Annotated in this window: 20 protein-coding genes, 2 tRNA genes and 1 pseudogene; 9 read left to right on the top strand and 14 right to left on the bottom strand. The window is 28.5% G+C overall.

Annotated elements, in window-relative coordinates:
* Positions 1-11: 11 nt before the first annotated feature.
* From aroA to AMN70_RS04215, 9 genes are all read left to right on the top strand, one after another.
* Positions 12-1,337, top strand: coding sequence for a 3-phosphoshikimate 1-carboxyvinyltransferase (aroA, locus tag AMN70_RS04255; protein ID WP_082255080.1), 1,326 nt, complete (start codon positions 12-14; stop codon positions 1,335-1,337).
* Between the two features lie 129 nt (positions 1,338-1,466).
* Positions 1,467-3,194: a S1 RNA-binding domain-containing protein gene (locus tag AMN70_RS04250; RefSeq protein ID WP_075502119.1), complete on the top strand. Its 1,728-nt coding sequence runs from the start codon at positions 1,467-1,469 to the stop codon at positions 3,192-3,194.
* An 18-nt stretch (positions 3,195-3,212) separates the two neighbouring features.
* Positions 3,213-3,506 (top strand): HU family DNA-binding protein, encoded by a 294-nt coding sequence (locus AMN70_RS04245; protein ID WP_075502086.1) that lies wholly within the window; start codon positions 3,213-3,215, stop codon positions 3,504-3,506.
* Complete coding sequence (pyrF, locus tag AMN70_RS04240; protein WP_082255079.1) at positions 3,493-4,167, top strand: orotidine-5'-phosphate decarboxylase; 675 nt, start codon at positions 3,493-3,495, stop codon at positions 4,165-4,167. The genes AMN70_RS04245 and pyrF overlap by 14 nt, the downstream gene beginning before the upstream one ends.
* A complete protein-coding gene (locus tag AMN70_RS04235; protein WP_075502083.1) occupies positions 4,164-4,781 on the top strand; it encodes a phosphoribosylanthranilate isomerase in 618 nt (205 codons plus the stop codon). The genes pyrF and AMN70_RS04235 overlap by 4 nt, the downstream gene beginning before the upstream one ends.
* 1 nt (position 4,782) lies before the next feature.
* Positions 4,783-6,012 carry a tryptophan synthase subunit beta gene (locus AMN70_RS04230; RefSeq protein WP_075502080.1) on the top strand — a complete coding sequence of 410 codons (1,230 nt, stop codon included), beginning with the start codon at positions 4,783-4,785 and terminating at the stop codon, positions 6,010-6,012.
* Positions 6,012-6,815, top strand: a complete 804-nt coding sequence (trpA, locus tag AMN70_RS04225; RefSeq protein ID WP_075502078.1) for a tryptophan synthase subunit alpha — start codon at positions 6,012-6,014, stop codon at positions 6,813-6,815. The genes AMN70_RS04230 and trpA overlap by 1 nt, the downstream gene beginning before the upstream one ends.
* Positions 6,812-7,747, top strand: coding sequence for an acetyl-CoA carboxylase carboxyltransferase subunit beta (locus AMN70_RS04220; protein ID WP_075502076.1), 936 nt, complete (start codon positions 6,812-6,814; stop codon positions 7,745-7,747). Before trpA ends, AMN70_RS04220 begins: the two co-directional genes overlap by 4 nt.
* Entirely contained in the window at positions 7,701-8,969 is a 1,269-nt protein-coding gene (locus AMN70_RS04215) for a bifunctional folylpolyglutamate synthase/dihydrofolate synthase (RefSeq protein WP_075502074.1), read from the top strand. The genes AMN70_RS04220 and AMN70_RS04215 overlap by 47 nt, the downstream gene beginning before the upstream one ends.
* Here the strand turns inward: AMN70_RS04215 and AMN70_RS04210 are convergent.
* The 14 genes and pseudogenes from AMN70_RS04210 to AMN70_RS04145 all read right to left on the bottom strand — a co-directional run.
* Positions 8,966-9,280 (bottom strand): thioredoxin family protein, encoded by a 315-nt coding sequence (locus tag AMN70_RS04210; protein WP_256998036.1) that lies wholly within the window; start codon positions 9,278-9,280, stop codon positions 8,966-8,968. The genes AMN70_RS04215 and AMN70_RS04210 overlap by 4 nt on opposite strands.
* Before the next feature lie 72 nt (positions 9,281-9,352).
* Positions 9,353-10,801, bottom strand: coding sequence for an exonuclease domain-containing protein (locus AMN70_RS04205; RefSeq protein WP_075502070.1), 1,449 nt, complete (start codon positions 10,799-10,801; stop codon positions 9,353-9,355).
* On the bottom strand, positions 10,798-11,484 hold the full coding sequence (locus AMN70_RS04200) for a hypothetical protein (RefSeq protein WP_075502117.1): 687 nt from the start codon (positions 11,482-11,484) through the stop codon (positions 10,798-10,800). Before AMN70_RS04200 ends, AMN70_RS04205 begins: the two co-directional genes overlap by 4 nt.
* A 37-nt stretch (positions 11,485-11,521) precedes the next feature.
* Positions 11,522-12,577, bottom strand: a complete 1,056-nt coding sequence (locus AMN70_RS04195; protein WP_075502068.1) for a DNA recombination protein RmuC — start codon at positions 12,575-12,577, stop codon at positions 11,522-11,524.
* Between the two features lie 195 nt (positions 12,578-12,772).
* A complete protein-coding gene (gene hisG, locus AMN70_RS04190) occupies positions 12,773-13,462 on the bottom strand; it encodes an ATP phosphoribosyltransferase (RefSeq protein ID WP_082255078.1) in 690 nt (229 codons plus the stop codon).
* Positions 13,462-14,514, bottom strand: a complete 1,053-nt coding sequence (locus tag AMN70_RS04185) for an ATP phosphoribosyltransferase regulatory subunit (protein ID WP_075502064.1) — start codon at positions 14,512-14,514, stop codon at positions 13,462-13,464. Before AMN70_RS04185 ends, hisG begins: the two co-directional genes overlap by 1 nt.
* Positions 14,492-15,889, bottom strand: a complete 1,398-nt coding sequence (hisS, locus tag AMN70_RS04180; protein WP_075502062.1) for a histidine--tRNA ligase — start codon at positions 15,887-15,889, stop codon at positions 14,492-14,494. Before hisS ends, AMN70_RS04185 begins: the two co-directional genes overlap by 23 nt.
* Positions 15,890-15,893: 4 nt before the next feature.
* A tRNA-His gene (locus AMN70_RS04175) sits at positions 15,894-15,968 on the bottom strand.
* 265 nt (positions 15,969-16,233) lie between these two features.
* A complete protein-coding gene (locus AMN70_RS04170; RefSeq protein ID WP_075502060.1) occupies positions 16,234-16,446 on the bottom strand; it encodes a cold-shock protein in 213 nt (70 codons plus the stop codon).
* A 78-nt stretch (positions 16,447-16,524) separates the two neighbouring features.
* A tRNA-Phe gene (locus tag AMN70_RS04165) sits at positions 16,525-16,599 on the bottom strand.
* Positions 16,600-16,606: 7 nt separating this feature from the next.
* Positions 16,607-16,825 (bottom strand): translation initiation factor IF-1, encoded by a 219-nt coding sequence (gene infA / locus AMN70_RS04160; RefSeq protein ID WP_075502058.1) that lies wholly within the window; start codon positions 16,823-16,825, stop codon positions 16,607-16,609.
* Between the two features lie 2 nt (positions 16,826-16,827).
* A complete protein-coding gene (hisD, locus tag AMN70_RS04155; protein WP_075502056.1) occupies positions 16,828-18,111 on the bottom strand; it encodes a histidinol dehydrogenase in 1,284 nt (427 codons plus the stop codon).
* Positions 18,108-18,509, bottom strand: a complete 402-nt coding sequence (locus tag AMN70_RS04150) for a DUF2948 family protein (RefSeq protein WP_075502054.1) — start codon at positions 18,507-18,509, stop codon at positions 18,108-18,110. Before AMN70_RS04150 ends, hisD begins: the two co-directional genes overlap by 4 nt.
* A pseudogene (locus AMN70_RS04145) lies at positions 18,509-19,025 on the bottom strand (UDP-N-acetylglucosamine 1-carboxyvinyltransferase); the annotation flags it as partial. The pseudogene AMN70_RS04145 and the gene AMN70_RS04150, both read right to left, overlap by 1 nt.

Here is a 19,025-nt window from a genome sequence, read left to right as displayed (position 1 = left end):
ACTTAATTAAAATGAATAATGTTATCCATATTAAAAAGATCATAAAACCTTTCAATAAAACTTTAGAAATTGAAGGAGATAAAAGTTTATCTATTAGATGGGCGTTATTAGCTTCTCAAGCTATTGGCAAATCCTCCGCTCAAAATATTTTAAAGTCTGAGGATGTGTTTAGCACTCTTAATTGTTTAAAAAAATTAGGTATTAAAATTAATTTTAAAAAAGACACATGTGAAATAATTGGTTTAGGTCTAAATGGATTTAAATATAAAAAAAATGTCACTCTTAATGCAGGTAATTCTGGAACTCTAGCAAGATTAATTATGGGATTATTAGTTCATTCGAAAAATGAAATTAAAATAATCGGGGATAAAAGTTTATCTAAAAGAGATTTTTATAGAGTAATAAAACCCTTAAAAAAATTTGGTGCAAGTTTTAAATCTAATTCTGGCAAATTACCAATCGTTGTAAAAGGTACAAATCAATCTTACCCGATAAAATATAATGAAACCAAAGGTTCTGCACAATGCAAAAGTGCAGTTATGTTAGCAGCGTTAAATACTTATGGAGAAACAATTATAAAAGCAAAAGAATCAAGAAATCATTCTGAAAAATTATTTCAATTTTTAAAATTAAGAATAAAAGTAAATAAAAAAAAGAATATTGATTTGATAAAGATAAAAGGGAAAAAAAAAATAAAACCACTAAATTATAAAATTCCCTCAGATATAAGTTCTGGAGCTTTTTTTATAGTTTTGACTGCATTATCAAAAAATTCGAAATTAAAAATCAAAAATGTTAATGTAAATCCTACAAGAATTGGTGTTCTTAAAATATTAATGAAAATGGGAGTAAATGTTAAACTACAAAATCGTAAAGTTTATAAAGGCGAAAAAATAGCAGATATATTAGTACAAAGTAAAAAATCATTAAAATCAATTAACTGCCCAACTTATTTAAATACATCAGCAATAGATGAATTTATGTTAATTTTTTTAGTTGCAGCTAAAGCAAAGGGAATTTCTTATTTCAAAGATTTATCAGAATTAGATCAAAAAGAGAGCCCAAGATTATTATGGGGTTCAAAGATATTGAATGAACTAGGAGTTAAGAATATTTTGAAAAAAGACAGTATTAAAATATATGGAAATCCAAATTTACAAGTTAAAAAGAAAATCGTCATAAAAAAATTTTTGAAAGATCACAGAGTGTTCATGACAAGTGTAATAGCAGCACTAGCTTTTGGTGGTGATTGGTCAATTTCTTCAAAGGATAGTATTAATACCTCTTTTCCCACATTTATGGGTAAAATTAAAAGTCTAGGTGGCAAGTTTAGCTAAAATACTGCAAAAAAAACCTGAATATTCAATGATTTCAAAAAAAATTAATTCAAATTCAGTATTGATGAAGTCTATAATTTTATATAAAAGTTCGTGTTTTTAAAAAAACAGATAGGAATTAACTTATTAATGGAAATATATAAAGATTTATCTAGTCCAGCGTCAAAAGAATTTGAAAAATTATTAAATAGCCAACTTTCTAAAATTAGTATCGAAGAAGGAAAAATTATTAATGGTAAAATTAATAAAGTAACTGAAAAGTTTGTATTTCTTTTCGTGGAAGGACTTAAAAGTGAACCAGTGTTAGATATTAATGAACTTAAGAGTATGGGTTTAACTGATAAAATTAAAGTAGGTGAAACAATTCCAGTTTTATTAGAAAAAATAGAGGACAAAAATGGTGAAATATTAGTATCTGCAAGTAAAGCACAAAAAATTAAAGGTTGGGATAAATTAGTTGAGGCTTATGAAAAAAATGAACCAATCATGGGAAAAATTACGTCTAAATGTAAAGGTGGTTGCATAGTAGAGCATATTGATACTGGCTCTTTAATGTTTTTGCCTGGATCACAAATTAGTGACAAACCACTAAAAGACATTAGTCATTTGATGAACGAGCCCCAAAAATTTGCATTAATTAAATTAGATAAAGTTAGAGGCAATGCTTGCGTTTCACGAAGAGAAATTATTTCATCATTTAAAAAAGAGGACAAGGCAAAGATTATCGAAAAATACAAAGTTGGAGACATAATTAAAGGTGCGGAAGTTAAAGGCTATAGTTCATTCGGATGTTTTTTTAACGTGAATAACGAACTCGATGTATTAGTTCATTTACAAGAAATTTCATATTCTAGAGTTAATCATCCAGATGAGGTGTTTAATATTGGTGAAAAACATGATTTAAAAGTAATATCTGTTGATAAAGAAAAATTACAAGTTGGTTGCTCCGTAAAACAACTTTCACCAGATCCTTTTGAACATATTGAAAACTATGAATTAAAAAAAGTATATAAAGCTAAAGTTATTAAGTTAATGGATTTCGGTGCGTTTTGTGAATTAGAGCCTGGCTTATCAACCCTACTTCATTCTAGTCAATTAAGTTGGACAAAAAAGAATGTGTCTGTGAAAAAAATGTTTAAAGTTGGAGATGAAATTGACTGTGTAATTACCGAAATAGACAAAGAAAAAAGAAGAGTAGCTATATCTCACCGTTTAACACAAGAAAATCCTTTTGATACTTTTAATAAAAAATATCCTGAAGGGACAATTGTTGAAGGTGAAGTGGTAAATAAAAATGAATATTCCCTTTTTGTTAAGGTAGGAGATTTAGATATTGATGCTTTCTTACATTGTAACGATCTAACATACTTAAATAACGGAGAGGAAGAGCTAGCTAAATATAAAAAAGGAGATAAAATTAAGGTTAAAGTCTTAGAAATTAAATCTTCTGATCAGAAAATTAGAGTTGGATTAAGACAAACTCAAACAGATCCATTCGACTGGTTCAAAGACAAAAAAGAAAATCAAATTATTACTGTTAAAATTATATCTACTGATAATAAAGGCTTAGTTGTCAGACCAGAAAATTGCCAGATGGATTTTCAAATCAAAAAATCACAAATTGCAATAAATGCAGCTGATGCAAGACCTTCTAGATTTACAGGGGGTGAAAGAATAGATTGTGCAATTGCTGAGCTTGATTTTGAAAAAAGAAAGGTGACATTAAGCATAAAACTTCTTGAAGAGATTGAGAAAAAAGAAGCTTTAGAGAAATATGGGTCAGAGGGGTCAGGTAAAAACTTGCCTTTTTCATCTTTATCAGAGGATCTTAAAAAAAAAGATGAGAATAAAGAATAATTATAAGAGAAGATAAATTTGGCTATTGTAAAATCAAAGCTTCTTAAACAAATTTCACAAAATTATCCAAATTTTTTAAAAAAAGATTTAGAAAAATTTACGAATATTATATTAAAAGAAATTAAAAAAACTTTAAGACGTGGTGAAAGAGTAGAACTACGCGGTTTTGGTGTTTTTTCAACAAATAAACAAAAAGCTAGAATTTCAAGAAACCCTAAAACTGGTGAAAAAGTCCATACACCAGAAAAGAAAACAATTCACTTCAAAATGTCAAAAGACTTGTTTAAAAAAATAAATAATGAAGAAGAATAAAATATTTGTAGCTTGCGACAGTAATAACATTTCTAAAGTAAAAAAAATAATCAGTAAAACACAAAATTCTAAAATTAAAGTTGGTTACAAATTTGGATTGGAATTTTTGAACTCCAAAAATGGACGAAATTTTATATCTAAATTAAAAAATAAGATTGTTTTTGCTGATCTTAAAATTCACGATATTCCTAATACCTGTATTTCAACAATTAGAGCAATTAAAGATTTAAAAGTAAACTATTTAACGATTCATATTAGTTCAGGATTAAAGGCGATTAAAGCTGCAAAGAAAATTGCTGGAAAAACTAAATTAGTAGGTGTAACAATTTTAACATCATTAGATAATCAAGCTTTAAGAGAAATAGGATTTAATAAAGATATTAAGAAAGTAGTTCTTGATCAAGCTAGATTGGCAAGTAAAGCAAAATTAGATGCTATTGTATGTAGCGCTCAAGAAGTAAAAATAGTAAAAAAAGTTTTCAAAAAAGAAATAATTACACCTGGAATAAGATTTAATTCAAAAACAAATGATCAAATTAGAACTTTAACCCCTCAACAAGCTTATAAAAATGGAAGTGATTGGCTTGTAATAGGAAGGCCCATCACTAAGGGCAATATAAGAAAAAACATGCAAACATTAATTGATCATTTAAGTCAATGATCCTAAAATCAAAAATTTGTGGTGTTTCAGACACTAAGGTATTAAATTTTATAGTAAATCATAACTACCCACCACAGTTTGTAGGCTTTATAGTTAATTATCCAAAATCAAAAAGATATGTTGATATCAAAAAATTAAAAGATCTTTTGAAAGTTGAAAAAAAAAATTCCTTTTATGTTGCAGTCCTCGTAAATCCTAATCAAGATATTCTAGAGGAGATTAAAGAGCTACCATTTGATTATTATCAACTTTATAATTGTGAACCTAGTAAAATAAAATCAATAAAAGAAAAATATAAAAAAAAAATTATTACTGCAATAACTGTAAATGATATTGAAGATGTAAATGAATATAAAAAATTTATTGATACAACAGACATCTATTTATTTGATAGTAAGGGATATGAAAATAGTATGTCATTTGATCACGCACTTATAGAAAAATTGAATCTAAATAAAGAAGTTATGATTGCTGGCAATGTTCAAATTGATGATAATCTTGAAAATCTAAAAAAAATAGCACATATTGTTGATATATCTGGTGGGTTAGAAACTGATGGATTAAAAGATATTTCTAAAATAGAAATTTTTTTAAATAAAATGAAAAATTTATAATATGAAACTTAAAAAAAACGTTCCCTTAATTGATCAACATGACAAATATGGATTTTGGGGTGGAAAATTTGGTGGTAGTTTCATTCCTGAAACTCTCAAAAAACCAATTGAGGACCTAACAATAAAATTTGAAAAACTTAGAAAAAATAAAAAATTCATAAAGAAAAGGGATTTTTACTTTCAAAATTATGTCGGTTCTCCCACTTCATTTGTAAAATTAGAAAATTTATCGAGCCACTTAGGAGGGGCACAAATTTGGGCAAAAGTAGTTTCAGAAGCTAATGGTGGAGCTCATAAAATATATAACGCTACTGTCCATGCCTTGATATGTAAAGCCATGGGTAAAAAATATATTGTAGGGGATACTGGGGCAGGATATGCAGGTAAAATGTTAAGTATGGCTGCTAAAAAATTTGGCCTTAAATGTAAAATTTTTATGGGTGCAAAAGATATACAAAGACAAAAACCTAATTGTGATGCAATGAGAAAAAATGGTGCGGTAATTGTGCCTGTTTATTCTGGAAGTCAAACACTAGTTGATGCTGTAAGTGAATGTATGAGATATTGGGTATCTAACTGTGATAATACTCATATGTGTGTGGGCTCCACAGTTGGACCAAATATTTTTGTAAAAATTTGTGGATGGAGCACTGCTCAAATTTCTAGAGAATTAAAATCTCAATTAATTGAAGAATTTAAAAAAATGCCAAAAATAATTAAGCTTATCAATTGTGTAGGGGGTGGTAGTTCTGCTTATGGTTTTTGGAGTGAATTTATTGATTATAATAAAAAACAGATTGAATTAATTGGTGTTGAGGCAGGTGGTCCAAAAAATTCAAAATTACATGCTGCGCCTCTAAGTAGAAATGCTAAAATTGGGATCCTACACGGTGCAGCATCTTATGTTTGTCAAAATAATGAAGGTCAAATTCACGAAACAGAGTCAATTAGTGCTGGTTTAGACTATCCTGGAGTAAGTCCAATTCATTGTTTTTTAAAAGATACAAAAAGAGCAAGATATACTTTTGCAACTGATGAAGAAGCATTAAATGCATATAAATTAGTGACTAAATTCGAAAAATTAAATCCTAGTTTAGAACCTAGTCACGCTTTTGCAGAGGCGATTAAAATTGCTCCCAAATTAAGCAAAGAGACAATTTGTATTGTAAATTCTTGTGGGGATGCAAAAAAAGATAGAGATATACTGAAAGCGCGGTTGGGAAAATATTAATGAATAATTCTTTAATTCATCAAACATTTAAAATTACAAAGAGTGAAAATAGACCAGCTTTACTCACATATACAGTTGCTGGAGATAACACAAAAAAAAAATCATTAGAAATTCTAAAATCAATTTCTAAATATGCTGATATTTGTGAATTAGGCTTTCCTCATAACACACCAATCGCTGATGGCGGTCAAATCCAAACTAGCGCTTATAGAGCTATAAAAAATGGAATTAAAATAAACGACGTTTTTTTAATTGCAGCTAAATTTAAAAAACTTAAAAAAGACAAGCCAATTATTTTGATGGGTTATTATAATATGATTTATCAATATAACGAAAATAAATTCATTAAAAAATGTCAAAAGTCTAAAGTGGATGGTCTAATTGTTGTTGACTTACCGTTTCCTGAAAATAAGACTTTTGCTAAAAAATGTAAAAAAAAAAACATTAATTTTATTCAACTTATTTCACCTACTACATCAAAAACTCGTTTAAAACAAATTATCAAAAATTCTCATGATATGATTTATTATATAAGTATGTTGTCTACGACTGGAGGGAAATTAAAAGTTTCCCCTAAAAAAATATTAGAGGAATATTCAAAAATAAAAAAACAAAATTTATCTAAAAACGTAGTAATAGGATTTGGAATTACTGAAAAAACTATAAAATCTCTCAAAAAAGCCGATGGATTGGTTGTCGGAAGTGCAATTTGTAAAGAAATAACTAACTCAATAAAAAAAAGACAAAATACTGTCACAAATGTTACTAATGTAGTGAAAAGATTGAAAAATAAAATTAAATGAATTGGATAACAAAAATAATAAAAGCAGGTGAAAAAATTAAATCTGCTATTCACAAAAGGGCAACTAAAGAGGATATAGCTAACAGTGATTGGACATCTTGTTGTAAGGGACCAATTTTAAAAAAAGATTTAGAGGATAACTTATGGGTATGCCCTGAACCTGAATGTAATAAACATCATAGAATAAATCCAAAACAAAGATTTGATATTTTATTTGGAAAAAATAACTATGAGATATTTAAAACACCAATTCCAAAAGATGATCCTTTAAATTGGACTGACTCAAAATCTTATAAAGACAGATTAAAAAATGCTAGAAAAAAGACAGGTCTAGAGTGCGGAATGATGGTTGTAAGTGGATCTATTAACAATATCAAAATTACAGCAGTTGCATCAGATTTTGACTTTTTAGGTGCATCGATGGCTGCAGCTGAGGGTGAGGCTTTTTTATATGGAATTCAACATGCAATCGAAAACCAAACGCCTTTTTTATGTATTAGCGCCGGAGGAGGAATGAGAATGATGGAAAGTTTAATTTCATTATCTCAAATGACCAGATCAACTTTAGCAATTAATGAATTAAAGAAAAACAATCTTCCATATTTAGTTTGTATTACAGACCCCACCGCCGGTGGAATTACAGCTTCATATGCAATGTTAGGAGATATTCATATTGCTGAACCGGGCGCACTGATTGCTTTTGCAGGTGCCCGTGTGATCCAAGGCACAGTTAAAGAGGAGCTTCCTGAAGGTTTTCAAAAAAGTGAATATGTAGAAAAAACAGGTTTTGTAGACTTAATTGTTGAAAGAAAAGATTTATCAAAAATAATTGGAACTTTATTATCAATATTGTTAAAGAAAAATTCTGTTATAAATTCTGAAGAAAATGAAACTTCAGAAAATAGTCAATCGCTTACAAAAGCTGCATCCTAAAGAAATTGATCTTAGTTTAAATCGTATTAAAACCCTTTGTGCAAAATTAGGAAATCCTCAAGATGAAATAAATTGTATCCAAGTATGTGGAACAAACGGAAAAGGAAGTACAATTTCTTTTTTAAGATCAATACTTAAAGAGGCAAATATTAAATGTAATATATATACCTCACCTCACGTCAAACATTTAAATGAAAGATTTATCTATAATGATGAGATGATAAGTGATGATGATCTCTCAGATTTATTAAATGAAATTGAAGAGATCAACAATGGTCAGCCTTTAACATATTTTGAAGCTCTCACTGCTGCATTCTTTTATGGATGTAGAAAATATAAAAAAAATCTTGTAATTGCTGAATTTGGTCTATTTGGAAGAGGAGATGCTGTAAATATTTTAAAAAAAAATCTTTGTAATATAGTAACTTCTTGTAGTGAAGACCATTTAGATTGGCTCCCAAAAAACGATAGGACTATTGAGAGAATTATTTTTGAAAAAACTTCATCTTTACTTGAAAACAATATAGTTGTTGCAAAACAAAATTCTAATGAAATTATTAAATGTATAAAAAAAAATATTTATGATAATAGAGCTAATAAATATTTCTTTAATGAAGATTATAGTTTTGTTTTAAAAGAAAATAATTTCTTTTACTATGAGGACAAATTTGGTGGTTTAAAAATTCCAAAGCCAAATTTAAATGGTCATTTTCAACTTGAAAATGCATCCACAGCTATTGCAACATTAAGAATTTTAGAAAATATTAAGATTAAAGATCAACACATAATAAATGGTGTTCAAAAAGCGGCTAACATCGCTAGATTGGAGGAAATTAAATCTGGTAAATTAAAAGATTTGATTAAACACAATAAGCTTATTCTAGACTCATCACATAACCCCGGAGGATCAAAAGTGTTAAATGAATATCTTGAATCTTTAAATTCTAACAAACATGTCATAATAGGAATGATGGCTAATAAAGATCATGAAAAATATATTTCGTATTTCAAAAATATTGCCTCATTAACTACGATTGATATACCCAATCAACCCAATGCAATTAGTGGAAAAGATTTAAAAGATAAATTTAAAAATATCCCTAATGTTCAATATAAAAAGAGTATAAAAGAAGCAATTCAATCAATATCTCTTAAAGAAAACGATTTAATTTTAATAACTGGATCTTTGTATCTGGCTGGTGAAGTTTTAAATTTGAATTAAATATTTTTATCTAAAAACTCTTTCATGTGGCTCTCGGGAGCACCTCCAACTTTTCTATCTACCTCAACACCTTTTTTATAAATTATGACAGTTGGTACACCTCTTATCCCTGCAGCACTTCCGGTATTAATTCCACCATCTTCTATATCTGCATAATAAAATCCTGCTTTATCTTTGTACTCATCTGAAAACTTATTCATAATAGGAATTAAATTCTTACAAGGCATGCACCAGCTGGCACTAAATTGGATTACTGAAACATCTTCGTTTTTAATTTTATTTTCAAAATCTTCATCTTTAAAATCATTCATCATAATCAATTTGATATATTAGATTCAATGAATTTTTCAATAGTCAAAAACAACTTTTTTCTTTTTATTAAATTATGCGTCTGAATATTTTTGTTCTAAATTCATAACATAATCATTGATTCCATCCAAAAATTTTAATTTTTCATCAACTGTTTTAAATGCAAACATTTTTTCTTCGTTTTCTCTTATTTCATCGCATTCTGAGTAAAAAGCTGAAACTGTCCACCATTTTTCTTTATTGGTACTTAAAATTCTAGAAGCAATTCTCCTTTTAATCTTTTTGTAAATGTCTTTTGGTAGAAATTCTGGTGCCTCATTAAATATTAAGTTGTGACCAAATCCAACTAGCCTATCATCTTTAAATTTATCTAATAAAACTAATCTATCCTTCCAATCAGAAAAGTGAAACTTCTCAAATAATGGAACATCTTTGTTGAATGTATCAAAGCCTCCAGAATAAATTGTTTCCTCGGGTTCCAAATCCTCTTGGGATGCGGTTTCCATTTTTTCCTCTGCCGCCTCTTTTAAAATATTACATATATCTTGAGAAAATTTTTCATTAGATTTCATTAATTCTGCTCTTTTATTTAATAAATTAATTCCGATTTTTTTATATGGATCAACTTTTAAACCCCAACTTTTATCTAAAATTATAGGGGCTTTATTTGATTTTATTGTTTTATAAAAACGAGGTGATTTTTTCATTTCCTTTTTTAAATCTTGATAATTAAGTTTTTGAAGATCTTCAATATTTGAAGATAAATTTACTACCTGTCCCCATTTATAAACTGGATGCATCCATGAATTTGGATGTAGCGGAGCAACTAAAAATAAATAATTCTTACCAAAGAAATTCTCATTAATGGTAAACATTTTTTCTTGTTTAATTAAATTTTCAACGACGACTTTACTTTTAGTCTTTAAATACTCGTGCCATAAATCTGGTTGTTTGTTCTTTAATAGACCCAAAACATTCACGGTTAATTGACTGTCAAATAAGGCTCCATGAGCTCCTGAAGAATCAAAACCATTTAGTCTTGCTAGAGACTCTAATTTCATAGATTTATTTCCTTTGGGATTCAACTCTGTTTTTAAAATATTTTCATCAACAGCAAACGCAGCTTTGATCATATTAAGAGCATCATGTCTTGTATTGCCCTCTGTGTTAATTAGGTAAGGTTTTCTTAATGATTTGAAAAACTCCCTCCTAAGAATTTCATCATCGAATCCTATACTTGAAAAACCCATAAATGTTGCGGGTGACCATTCTCTAAATTTTTTTTCAACTTGGCCTATCATTTGATAGTGACTTAAGTTGCCCTTAGTAATCAAATCTACATTTGATTTATTTATACATAATGCAGTAGCAGATGGAACACGGTCTTGCGGCATCCTACATCTAGTAGAAAATCTATCTTTTTCTTTAAAGTTTTCATCCAAAAGTATTGCTCCAACTTCTATAGTTGTTGCCCAATCTAATTGGGCAGAATCTGTTTCAATATCCCAAACTACGTAATTCAATTTGCTAACCTTTGTGAGTAAAATTGTTCTACTTTTTGCATAAATTGATTTTGATAATTTTTAAATCTTTCTCCATCAATTATAAATCTTTGAAAAATATTATCTTTAGTACATAAAAGAATTACACCTTGTATAATATTTGTTCCATAAACTATGTTGTGTGCCATTGCATAAGCAGCACATTGTAAATAATAGTCATCTATCCACTCATCTTTTTTTGGCTTGTTTGCATTTTTAAAATCTATTAAGCTCTCTTTATTTTCATAAATACCAATACAATCTGCAGCACCTGCATATTTTCCTGGATAATATAAAGTTGCTTCACACCCCCAAATCTCACTTAATTTATTTCTTAATCCATTTTCGATTATTTGATCAGCCATCATCCTTTCTCGAGAATTATCACCAAGCAGATCTAAATTTAATTTTCCTAATAAAAATTTTTCTAAATAATCATGCATTGAACTTCCTCTATTAGTTGCCTCCCTAGAAATAACTTCTGCCTGTTTATATCCCACTCTTTTTTTCCACTCCTCTAATTTTGCCTTTTTTTCCTCAGATTCAGTTGCCTTTAAAATTGTTGTTACTGAAGGAAGATTTTCTTGATTGACTGTGTAATGTCTTGAACCTCCAAATATTGATTTAGTAGATCTTGGATAATTGTATTTCTTATTCCAACGCATGTGATTTCTTATAATCGGTATTTTTTGAAAAAAGAAATTAATTTTTAGTTTGTTTATTTCTTTCGACAAATTTTTCTACATTTTCTGTTTGAACAGCTTTCTCAACCTGCTCGGGATCTTTTATATTTTCTAAAGTTCTACTTATTGATCTTGCATCGGTACCAAACTTATCAACCACGCTCATAGCTTCCTCTAATTTTTTTCTAAGCACAATGATATTGTCAAAATGTTTGCTAAATCTAGTGGTGATTGTTTTTAAGTGATTATATATCTCTGTAGCTCCTTTTTGAACTTTCAATGATTGAAAACCCATATATAAAGATTGCAAATAAGCTGATAGAGTATTAGGTCCACAAATTACAATTTTGTACTTTTTCATTAATTCTTGAGTTAGTAATTCCTTGGTACTAGGATCTTGATATTCTGTTAACTCTTTATAAAGACTTTCAGTTGGTGCATAAACAATTGCAAAATCAGTTGTCTTTGGTGGAACGATATATTTCTCATTAACACTTTTTGCTTTAGCTTTAAATGCGCTTGCTAATTTAGTTCTAGCGTCCGCTGCTGCTTTTTTATCATCTGCTTCATGAGCATCTGTTATTGCTCTAAACTTTTCAACTGGAAAATGTGAGTCTATTGGTACTAAAACGTCCCCTTGAAGTTTAATTGCAAATTCTACATTTTCACTCGTATCTTCCTTCATCTTTACATTAGTCATAAACTGAGAAGCAGGCAGCAAATCTTTCATCAGAGCTCCTAAAGAATACTCTGCTAAAGTTCCATATTTTTTAACTCCAGCTAAAATTTTAGTGATCCCCTCTTGGCTTTGATTAAGTAGTTGAACTTGTCGATTGAAATTTCCAACTTTTTCATCTACTTTAGTTAAAGCAGCAGTCATATCTTTAGAAACCTCTTTGCTCATACTATTAAATGAGTCACCTAATGAATTTTTAAGATTATTAATGTCATCCTTAATTTTAAGGACTTCTTGATCTTTACTATCCTCATCGTTGGGTTTGCTTTTGAACTTAAAAAATAAAGCTATATTTACCAATAAAATAACTGCTATTAATCCTAATATTATTATATCCATGATTCCCTACGTTATACTCCTATTTTTATATTTCAATTTATATTTTATTTACCGTAATAAATTTTAAATGTAAAAGTTTGAATTAAAATGGATCTATTATTAATTTTATTTTTTGGAATATGTTTAATCGGTATTTATGCAATAATAAGAAATTTAGATGTTATTAAAATTATTCTTATTTATTTTAAAGACAAACTACTTGGAAAGTAATCCTATAAAATTTTTTAATCCTTTTTTCTTACTATTTTTTTTTGATGTAAAGATACATGCTTGAGATCTCAAAATTTCCCCATCTTTTAAAATACGTAAATTGTTTGCTCTAAGAGTTTCGCCTGTAGATGTTATGTCGGTAATTAATTCTGCTGAACCAGTGAAAGGATAAGACTCTGTAGCTCCTAAACTATCCACTAGTTTAAATTGTGTTACCCCTTTTGAAAATAAAAAATCTCTAGTTAAATTTGGATATTTCGTTGCAACTCTTAATCTTTTTTTCTTTTTATCTCTAAACTCAAATGCAATTTCCTCAAGATCAGCAATTGTTTGAACATCAATCCAAGGATCGGGAATAGCCACTACTAAATTAGCTTTTCCAAAATTAAGCCTCTTAATAACATTAATTTTATTCTGCACGTTAATTTCACTTTCTTTAAATAAATCAAATCCAGAAAAGCCAATATCTAAAGAGCCATCTCCTAATCTCTCTATAATCTCTCGTGCGTGTAAATAAAGAATCTTTATATTATGCTTATTCTTTATTGATCCAATTAAATCCCTTTCTCCCCTTTCAGAAATAAGTTTCAATTTTTTTTTATTAAAAATTTTTAAAATATCTTTTCTTAATCGTCCTTTACTTGGTATTCCTATATTTATAATATTTTTCATAATTAATGGTTAAGATTTATAGCAGCTCCAACTGCTGGTGTTTGTTTTTTGGAACCAAGATCTGAGATCAACTTGTCGTAACGTCCACCATTACAACAATTAATAATTTTTGAATTGGATTTGATGTCTATTTTAAAGACCATTCCGGTGTAATATTCTAATTGTCTACCAAAGGCTGTTGAGAAAACTACATTGAGCTTGGAAAACTTATTTTTTGAAATAGGAAAATACTTTTGATCAACAATTAGATTAATTCTATTTTTTTTAAAAAATTTATTCAGTTTATAAGCAGCTTTATTTATTGGACATTTTATTCTTAAAAATTCCCTAATAATTTTTGAAATATTTCTTCCTTCTCGGGCTCTTCTTGGATCTTTAATTTTTTTATCAAATCTATCTAAAATTTCTTTAATTGTTCTACTTGCAACAATAAATGATTTATCATTTTTTAACATTTTGAGATAACGTTTTTTATCTACCTCAACAATTGTGGGATCTACATCAGAATTGGTTTCTAATCTTTTAAGCAAATCATTAAAATAGTCTTCTCTCCAAAAATGTCTTGAAAGTCTTAATTTCCATCTTTTTGGTATATCTAATTTTGAAATTAAAAGATTAAAGATTTCAACATTACCAAGTGTTAGAGTGCCTGATGAAAACTTAAAATTTTGAAGAGACTTAAGAGATGTATTTATTATTTCTTTGTCATCATTTTTTTCATCTTGAGATCCAATAATTTCAAAACCAACTTGATTTTGAATTATCGAGTCTTTTTTATTTTTGGATTTTCTGTAGGCTTGCCCATTATAAAATATTTTTTCTTTACCTTTGAAATTATTTTCTAAATATCTAAGACATGAGACTATTGTCAGATCGGGTCTAAGACATAATTCATTGCCTGTATTGTCTATAAATGAAAATATAAACTTCCTAAAGCTCTCACCTGATCTCTGTACAATGTGATTTGCCTCAACTACTGAGGGTAATTCAATGTGTTTAAATCCTCTCGACTTAACTGAACTAAGGATCCTATCAGATATATTTTTTGATTTCATTGATAAGATCTTCCTTTGGAAATGTACTCTGATTATTTTCTCCTTTAATTCCAAGGAGATTCTTTAATGTGATTTTATTATCCCTAAATTCGTTTTCACCACAAATCACCGCAACGGGACATTCTTTTTTGTTTGCATAAGTTAATTGTTTACCAAGGTTTTTTTTACTATCTAAAAAAATCTCAGAATTAATATTATTTTTTCTTAAAGTTTCTAAAATTTTATAATAATTTTTTAAATATTTTTCGTCCATTACGCAAACAATCACGGGTTTCTGTTGATCGATTTCTACCTGATCTAATTGACTCATTACAAATAATAATCTATCAACACCAATACTGATACCGGTCCCTGGTATATCTAATCCTTTAAATCTTGATATTAGTTTATTGTATTGTCCGCCTGAACAGATACTTCCGATATCGACTTCTTTGCCCTTATTATTTTTGGCTTTAAAATTTAGATTAGTTTCAACACAAAAACCATCATAATAATCAAGACCCCTTACAATAGTAAAATTGGTTTTCACTTGATTAGGATATTCACCAAAATTTAAAATTTCGAATAAATCTTCTAGTTCTCTAATTCCTTCTTGAGTTAGGGAGTTTTTAAATTTTTGTTTTAATTGATTTAAATCTTTGATGCTTAAAAAACCTAATATCTGAGAAACTTGATCATCGTTTAAATTAGCTCCTTTAGTAATAGCGCCACTTTTATCTTTTCTCTCTTTTTTCAAAAGATCTTCAACTCCATTTAAACCAAAACCTGGCTTATCTAATTTATCAATAGCTCTCATTACTTTGATGGCTTTATCCTGAGGAACTTTTAAATCTTGAATTAAACCTTGAATAATTTTTCTATTACTAACATTGATAGTAAACTGATCTTTGTTTAAACCACATTCAATTAATGTACTTGCAACAAGATTGCATAATTCAGCATTTGCCTGAGCTGAATTTACATTACCTACAATATCACAATCTGCTTGAGTAAATTCTCTATAACGTGCATTACCTGACTTTTCATTTCTAAACACATTTTGAATAGCATATCTTTTATATACAGAGGGAAGCTCTTGGTTATTTTGAGCAACAAACCTTGCTAGTGGACTGGATAAATCATATCTTAAAGTAATATTTTTTTCACCATCACTAAATGAAAATACATCAGACATAGGATTACCATCATCCTCTGCAAGAAAGGATCCTATATTTTCACTTATTTCAAATGATGGAGTTTCTAATGGGTCAAACCCATATTTTATAAAATTTTTCTCAATGACTTTAATTAGTCTTTTTTTGAGAAGAAGTTTTTTATTCCATCTATCTTCAAATCCTGGGGGTAACCCGGGAATTAATTTATTTTCTATATTCATTTTTTGGTACCCGGGCTGAGAGTCGAACTCAAACTTAAAGTTCCACAAACTTCCGTGCTAACCATTACACCACCCGGGCATATCCTTTTTGTTTTTATCTTATTTTATGTGGATTTAAAATTATAATATGTAATTAAATGCTAGCTTTAGCCAGCATGGAAATGATTATGCACACCTCTGCTAGTTCCTCTTGCAGTTGATCTGAGAGTACTATTATTGAATTCGTAAATAGTCATGTTTTTAATCATGGACGGTTTTTTAGACAAAATTTAAAATTAATCAACCTTAAAATAAAAAAGACGTCTACCTAAATAGATAAACGCCTTTAAAATTAATTAAAAAAATTAGTCTAATTTTTTTAAATTTACTGCAGAAGGGCCTTTAGGTCCATCTTCTAATGTAAATTCCAGTTTATCACCTTCATTTAAATATCTCATACCAGCTGCTTTAACTGCTGAAGCATGGCAAAATACGTCTTTTTCTTTGTCATCTCTTTCGATAAAACCATAACCTTTTTTACCATTAAACCATTTTACTTTTCCTTGAATTGTACTCATCTTTTTTTTTAATCCTTTTTTGTTATTTATATTATAGAAAATAAATTTCTTTTTTAATTATTTCAAGGTGAAAAGTGGTGGTGGCTGAGGAAGGATTCGCACCTCCGACACAAGCCTTTTCAGGGCTCTGCTCTACTCCTGAGCTACTCAGCCTTATAAATTATCCCCTAAAAATTATTCTACCTTTAGTGAGATCATAAGGGGTCATTTCAACTGTCACACTGTCTCCTTGTAAAACTCTGATTCTATTTTTTCGAAGTTTACCTGCAGTATGCGCTGTTACAATATGACCATTTTTTTCTAATTGAACTCTAAACATTGCGTTTGGTAATAAGTCTATAACCTTACCTTTGAATTCAAGTAGATCTTGTTTTGACAAATTTAATTTCTCCTAATTCTTTTTTTTATTGATTGTGCATGTCCTGCCAACCCTTCATAATTTGCAAGAGTTATAACTGATGGTCCAAGACTTTCAATACCCTTTTTTGATAAGTTAATATAAGAAATTCTTTTATAAAATTCGTTTACACTTATGCCTGAAGAATATTTTGCTGATCCATTTGTTGGTAAAACATGATTAGTTCCAACATTATAATCTGTCATTGCCATCACTGCATATTTACCTAAACAAATTGATCCTGCATTTTTAATCTTGGGAACAAATGATTTATAATTTTTTATATTCAGTTCTAGATGTTCTGGTGCAATTCTATTAACAATCTCAATAATTTTTTTATCGGAATTAACATATATTAAAATTCCATTATTCATAATGCTTTGCTTAGCAACAGATTGTCTTGGAAGTTTTCTTAATTGTTTAAAAATTTCTGTCTTAACTTTGTAAATCAAATTCTTATCTCTAGAAATTAAAATACATTGAGCTAGCAAGTCGTGTTCTGCTTGACCGATCAAATCACTAGCTATCCAAACAGGATTTGAATGTTTATCACATACAATGGTAACCTCGGATGGTCCAGCAGTCATTCCTTCAATTCCAACATCTCCAAAAACCTCTTTCTTAGCTGCAGCAACATAGGCATTTCCAGGTCCAACAATTTTATTTACTGGTTTAATATTTTTTGTTCCGTAAGCTGCTGCTGCAATAGCGGATGGACCTCCAATAGAATAAATTTCTTTGATTTTACATTTTCTTGCTGCATACAAAACTCCAGGATTTTGTTTTCCTTTATTACTTGGATTGATCATTATGATCCTTTTTACTCCTGCTACCATTGCTGGTATAGCATTCATTAACACACTCGAAGGATAGGATGCGGACGAACCAGGAACGTATATTGCGATAGATTCAATAGGTAAATACTTGTACTCAAGTTTGTTTTTAAATCTGTCAATATAGGAAATATCTTTAATTTTTTGTAATGAATGAAATTTATAAATACGATCAAAGGCAACATCTATAGCCTTTTTTACTTTTTTATCTAAACTTTTAATTGATTTGGAAATCTTTTTTAAAGTTGGAACTATTATTGAATTTTTATTAAATTTTTTTTCATATTTTAATAAAGCTTTATCTCCATTTTTTTTAACATCTTTGATTATCTTAATTACTGAAACAGAGTTAGATTGAATTTTATTTTTTCTTTTTGACAATAATAAATCTAATTGCCGATCAAAATTCTTGGATTTACTATTTAATATTTTCATAAATTTTTTACCTCACTTTGATCTTCTAGTCTTACTTCAATAGTCTCTGTCGTTAAAGAAATATGAGAATTATTATTGAATATAAGATTGATTTCGTAATTCTCTTTATTCTTTAGATAATTAATTCCTATTAATTCTATTACTAAATCTTGATTTTTTTGATCAATATTTTTTGACTTAACATGATCAACATAATCAAATTTACAGATACTATTAATTTTTTGATTTTCCTTGCCAGTTTCAATTTTTTTTCTCTGTACGGAAAGCAGAAATATTTTATTTGATTGTAAAAATTTGATATCTGAGATCTTAACTTTTGCACCTGCACAACAAGCCGAAATCATTTGAAGACCCTCATTATCTGTAGCAATAATTTTCGCTAAATATTTCTTATCCATTAATTCACTCTTCTAATTTTAGCACCAACCTTTTTTAATTTTTTTTCAATATTTTCATAACCTCTATCAAGATGATAGATTCTATTAATAATCGATTTTCCTTTTGCTGTTAATGCCGCTAATATTAATGAAACTGAGGCTCTTAAGTCGGTCGCCATTAATTCAGCTGGTGCAAAATCAATATTTCCTTCAACTATTGCTTTATTACCACTGATTAAAATTTTAGCTCCCATTCGGTTTAATTCTGCAACATGCATAAATCTGTTTTCAAAAATATCCTCTTGGATAATTGAACTTTTGTTGGCTTTACATAATAATACCATCATTTGTGCCTGTAAATCAGTTGGAAATCCTGGATATGGAGCTGTTTTAATTTTCATGTTTTTAATTTTTTTATTTCCAATAATTTGGACTTCATTTTTTTTTACTATTATTTTTGAACCTATCTTTTTAAGGATATTTAGTTCAGTTTTAATTATTTTTGGTGAAATATTTTTAATTTTTAAATTTCCATCT

It is taken from the genome of Candidatus Pelagibacter communis, from assembly GCF_001179925.1.
Taxonomy (GTDB): domain Bacteria; phylum Pseudomonadota; class Alphaproteobacteria; order Pelagibacterales; family Pelagibacteraceae; genus Pelagibacter; species Pelagibacter ubique_E.
This window is presented reverse-complemented; position numbering and strand designations above follow the sequence as displayed.

Bases quoted from the DNA above. Each gene is read 5' to 3' on its own strand.
- aroA (WP_082255080.1), top strand. From the start codon at position 12: ATGAATAATGTTATCCATATTAAAAAGATCATAAAACCTTTCAATAAA.
- AMN70_RS04250 (WP_075502119.1), top strand. From the start codon at position 1,467: ATGGAAATATATAAAGATTTATCTAGTCCAGCGTCAAAAGAATTTGAA.
- pyrF (WP_082255079.1), top strand. From the start codon at position 3,493: ATGAAGAAGAATAAAATATTTGTAGCTTGCGACAGTAATAACATTTCT.
- AMN70_RS04235 (WP_075502083.1), top strand. From the start codon at position 4,164: ATGATCCTAAAATCAAAAATTTGTGGTGTTTCAGACACTAAGGTATTA.
- AMN70_RS04230 (WP_075502080.1), top strand. From the start codon at position 4,783: ATGAAACTTAAAAAAAACGTTCCCTTAATTGATCAACATGACAAATAT.
- trpA (WP_075502078.1), top strand. From the start codon at position 6,012: ATGAATAATTCTTTAATTCATCAAACATTTAAAATTACAAAGAGTGAA.
- AMN70_RS04220 (WP_075502076.1), top strand. From the start codon at position 6,812: ATGAATTGGATAACAAAAATAATAAAAGCAGGTGAAAAAATTAAATCT.
- AMN70_RS04215 (WP_075502074.1), top strand. From the start codon at position 7,701: ATGAAACTTCAGAAAATAGTCAATCGCTTACAAAAGCTGCATCCTAAA.
- AMN70_RS04210 (WP_256998036.1), bottom strand. From the start codon at position 9,280: ATGAATGATTTTAAAGATGAAGATTTTGAAAATAAAATTAAAAACGAA.
- AMN70_RS04200 (WP_075502117.1), bottom strand. From the start codon at position 11,484: ATGCGTTGGAATAAGAAATACAATTATCCAAGATCTACTAAATCAATA.
- AMN70_RS04195 (WP_075502068.1), bottom strand. From the start codon at position 12,577: ATGGATATAATAATATTAGGATTAATAGCAGTTATTTTATTGGTAAAT.
- AMN70_RS04185 (WP_075502064.1), bottom strand. From the start codon at position 14,514: ATGAAATCAAAAAATATATCTGATAGGATCCTTAGTTCAGTTAAGTCG.
- hisS (WP_075502062.1), bottom strand. From the start codon at position 15,889: ATGAATATAGAAAATAAATTAATTCCCGGGTTACCCCCAGGATTTGAA.
- AMN70_RS04170 (WP_075502060.1), bottom strand. From the start codon at position 16,446: ATGAGTACAATTCAAGGAAAAGTAAAATGGTTTAATGGTAAAAAAGGT.
- hisD (WP_075502056.1), bottom strand. From the start codon at position 18,111: ATGAAAATATTAAATAGTAAATCCAAGAATTTTGATCGGCAATTAGAT.
- AMN70_RS04150 (WP_075502054.1), bottom strand. From the start codon at position 18,509: ATGGATAAGAAATATTTAGCGAAAATTATTGCTACAGATAATGAGGGT.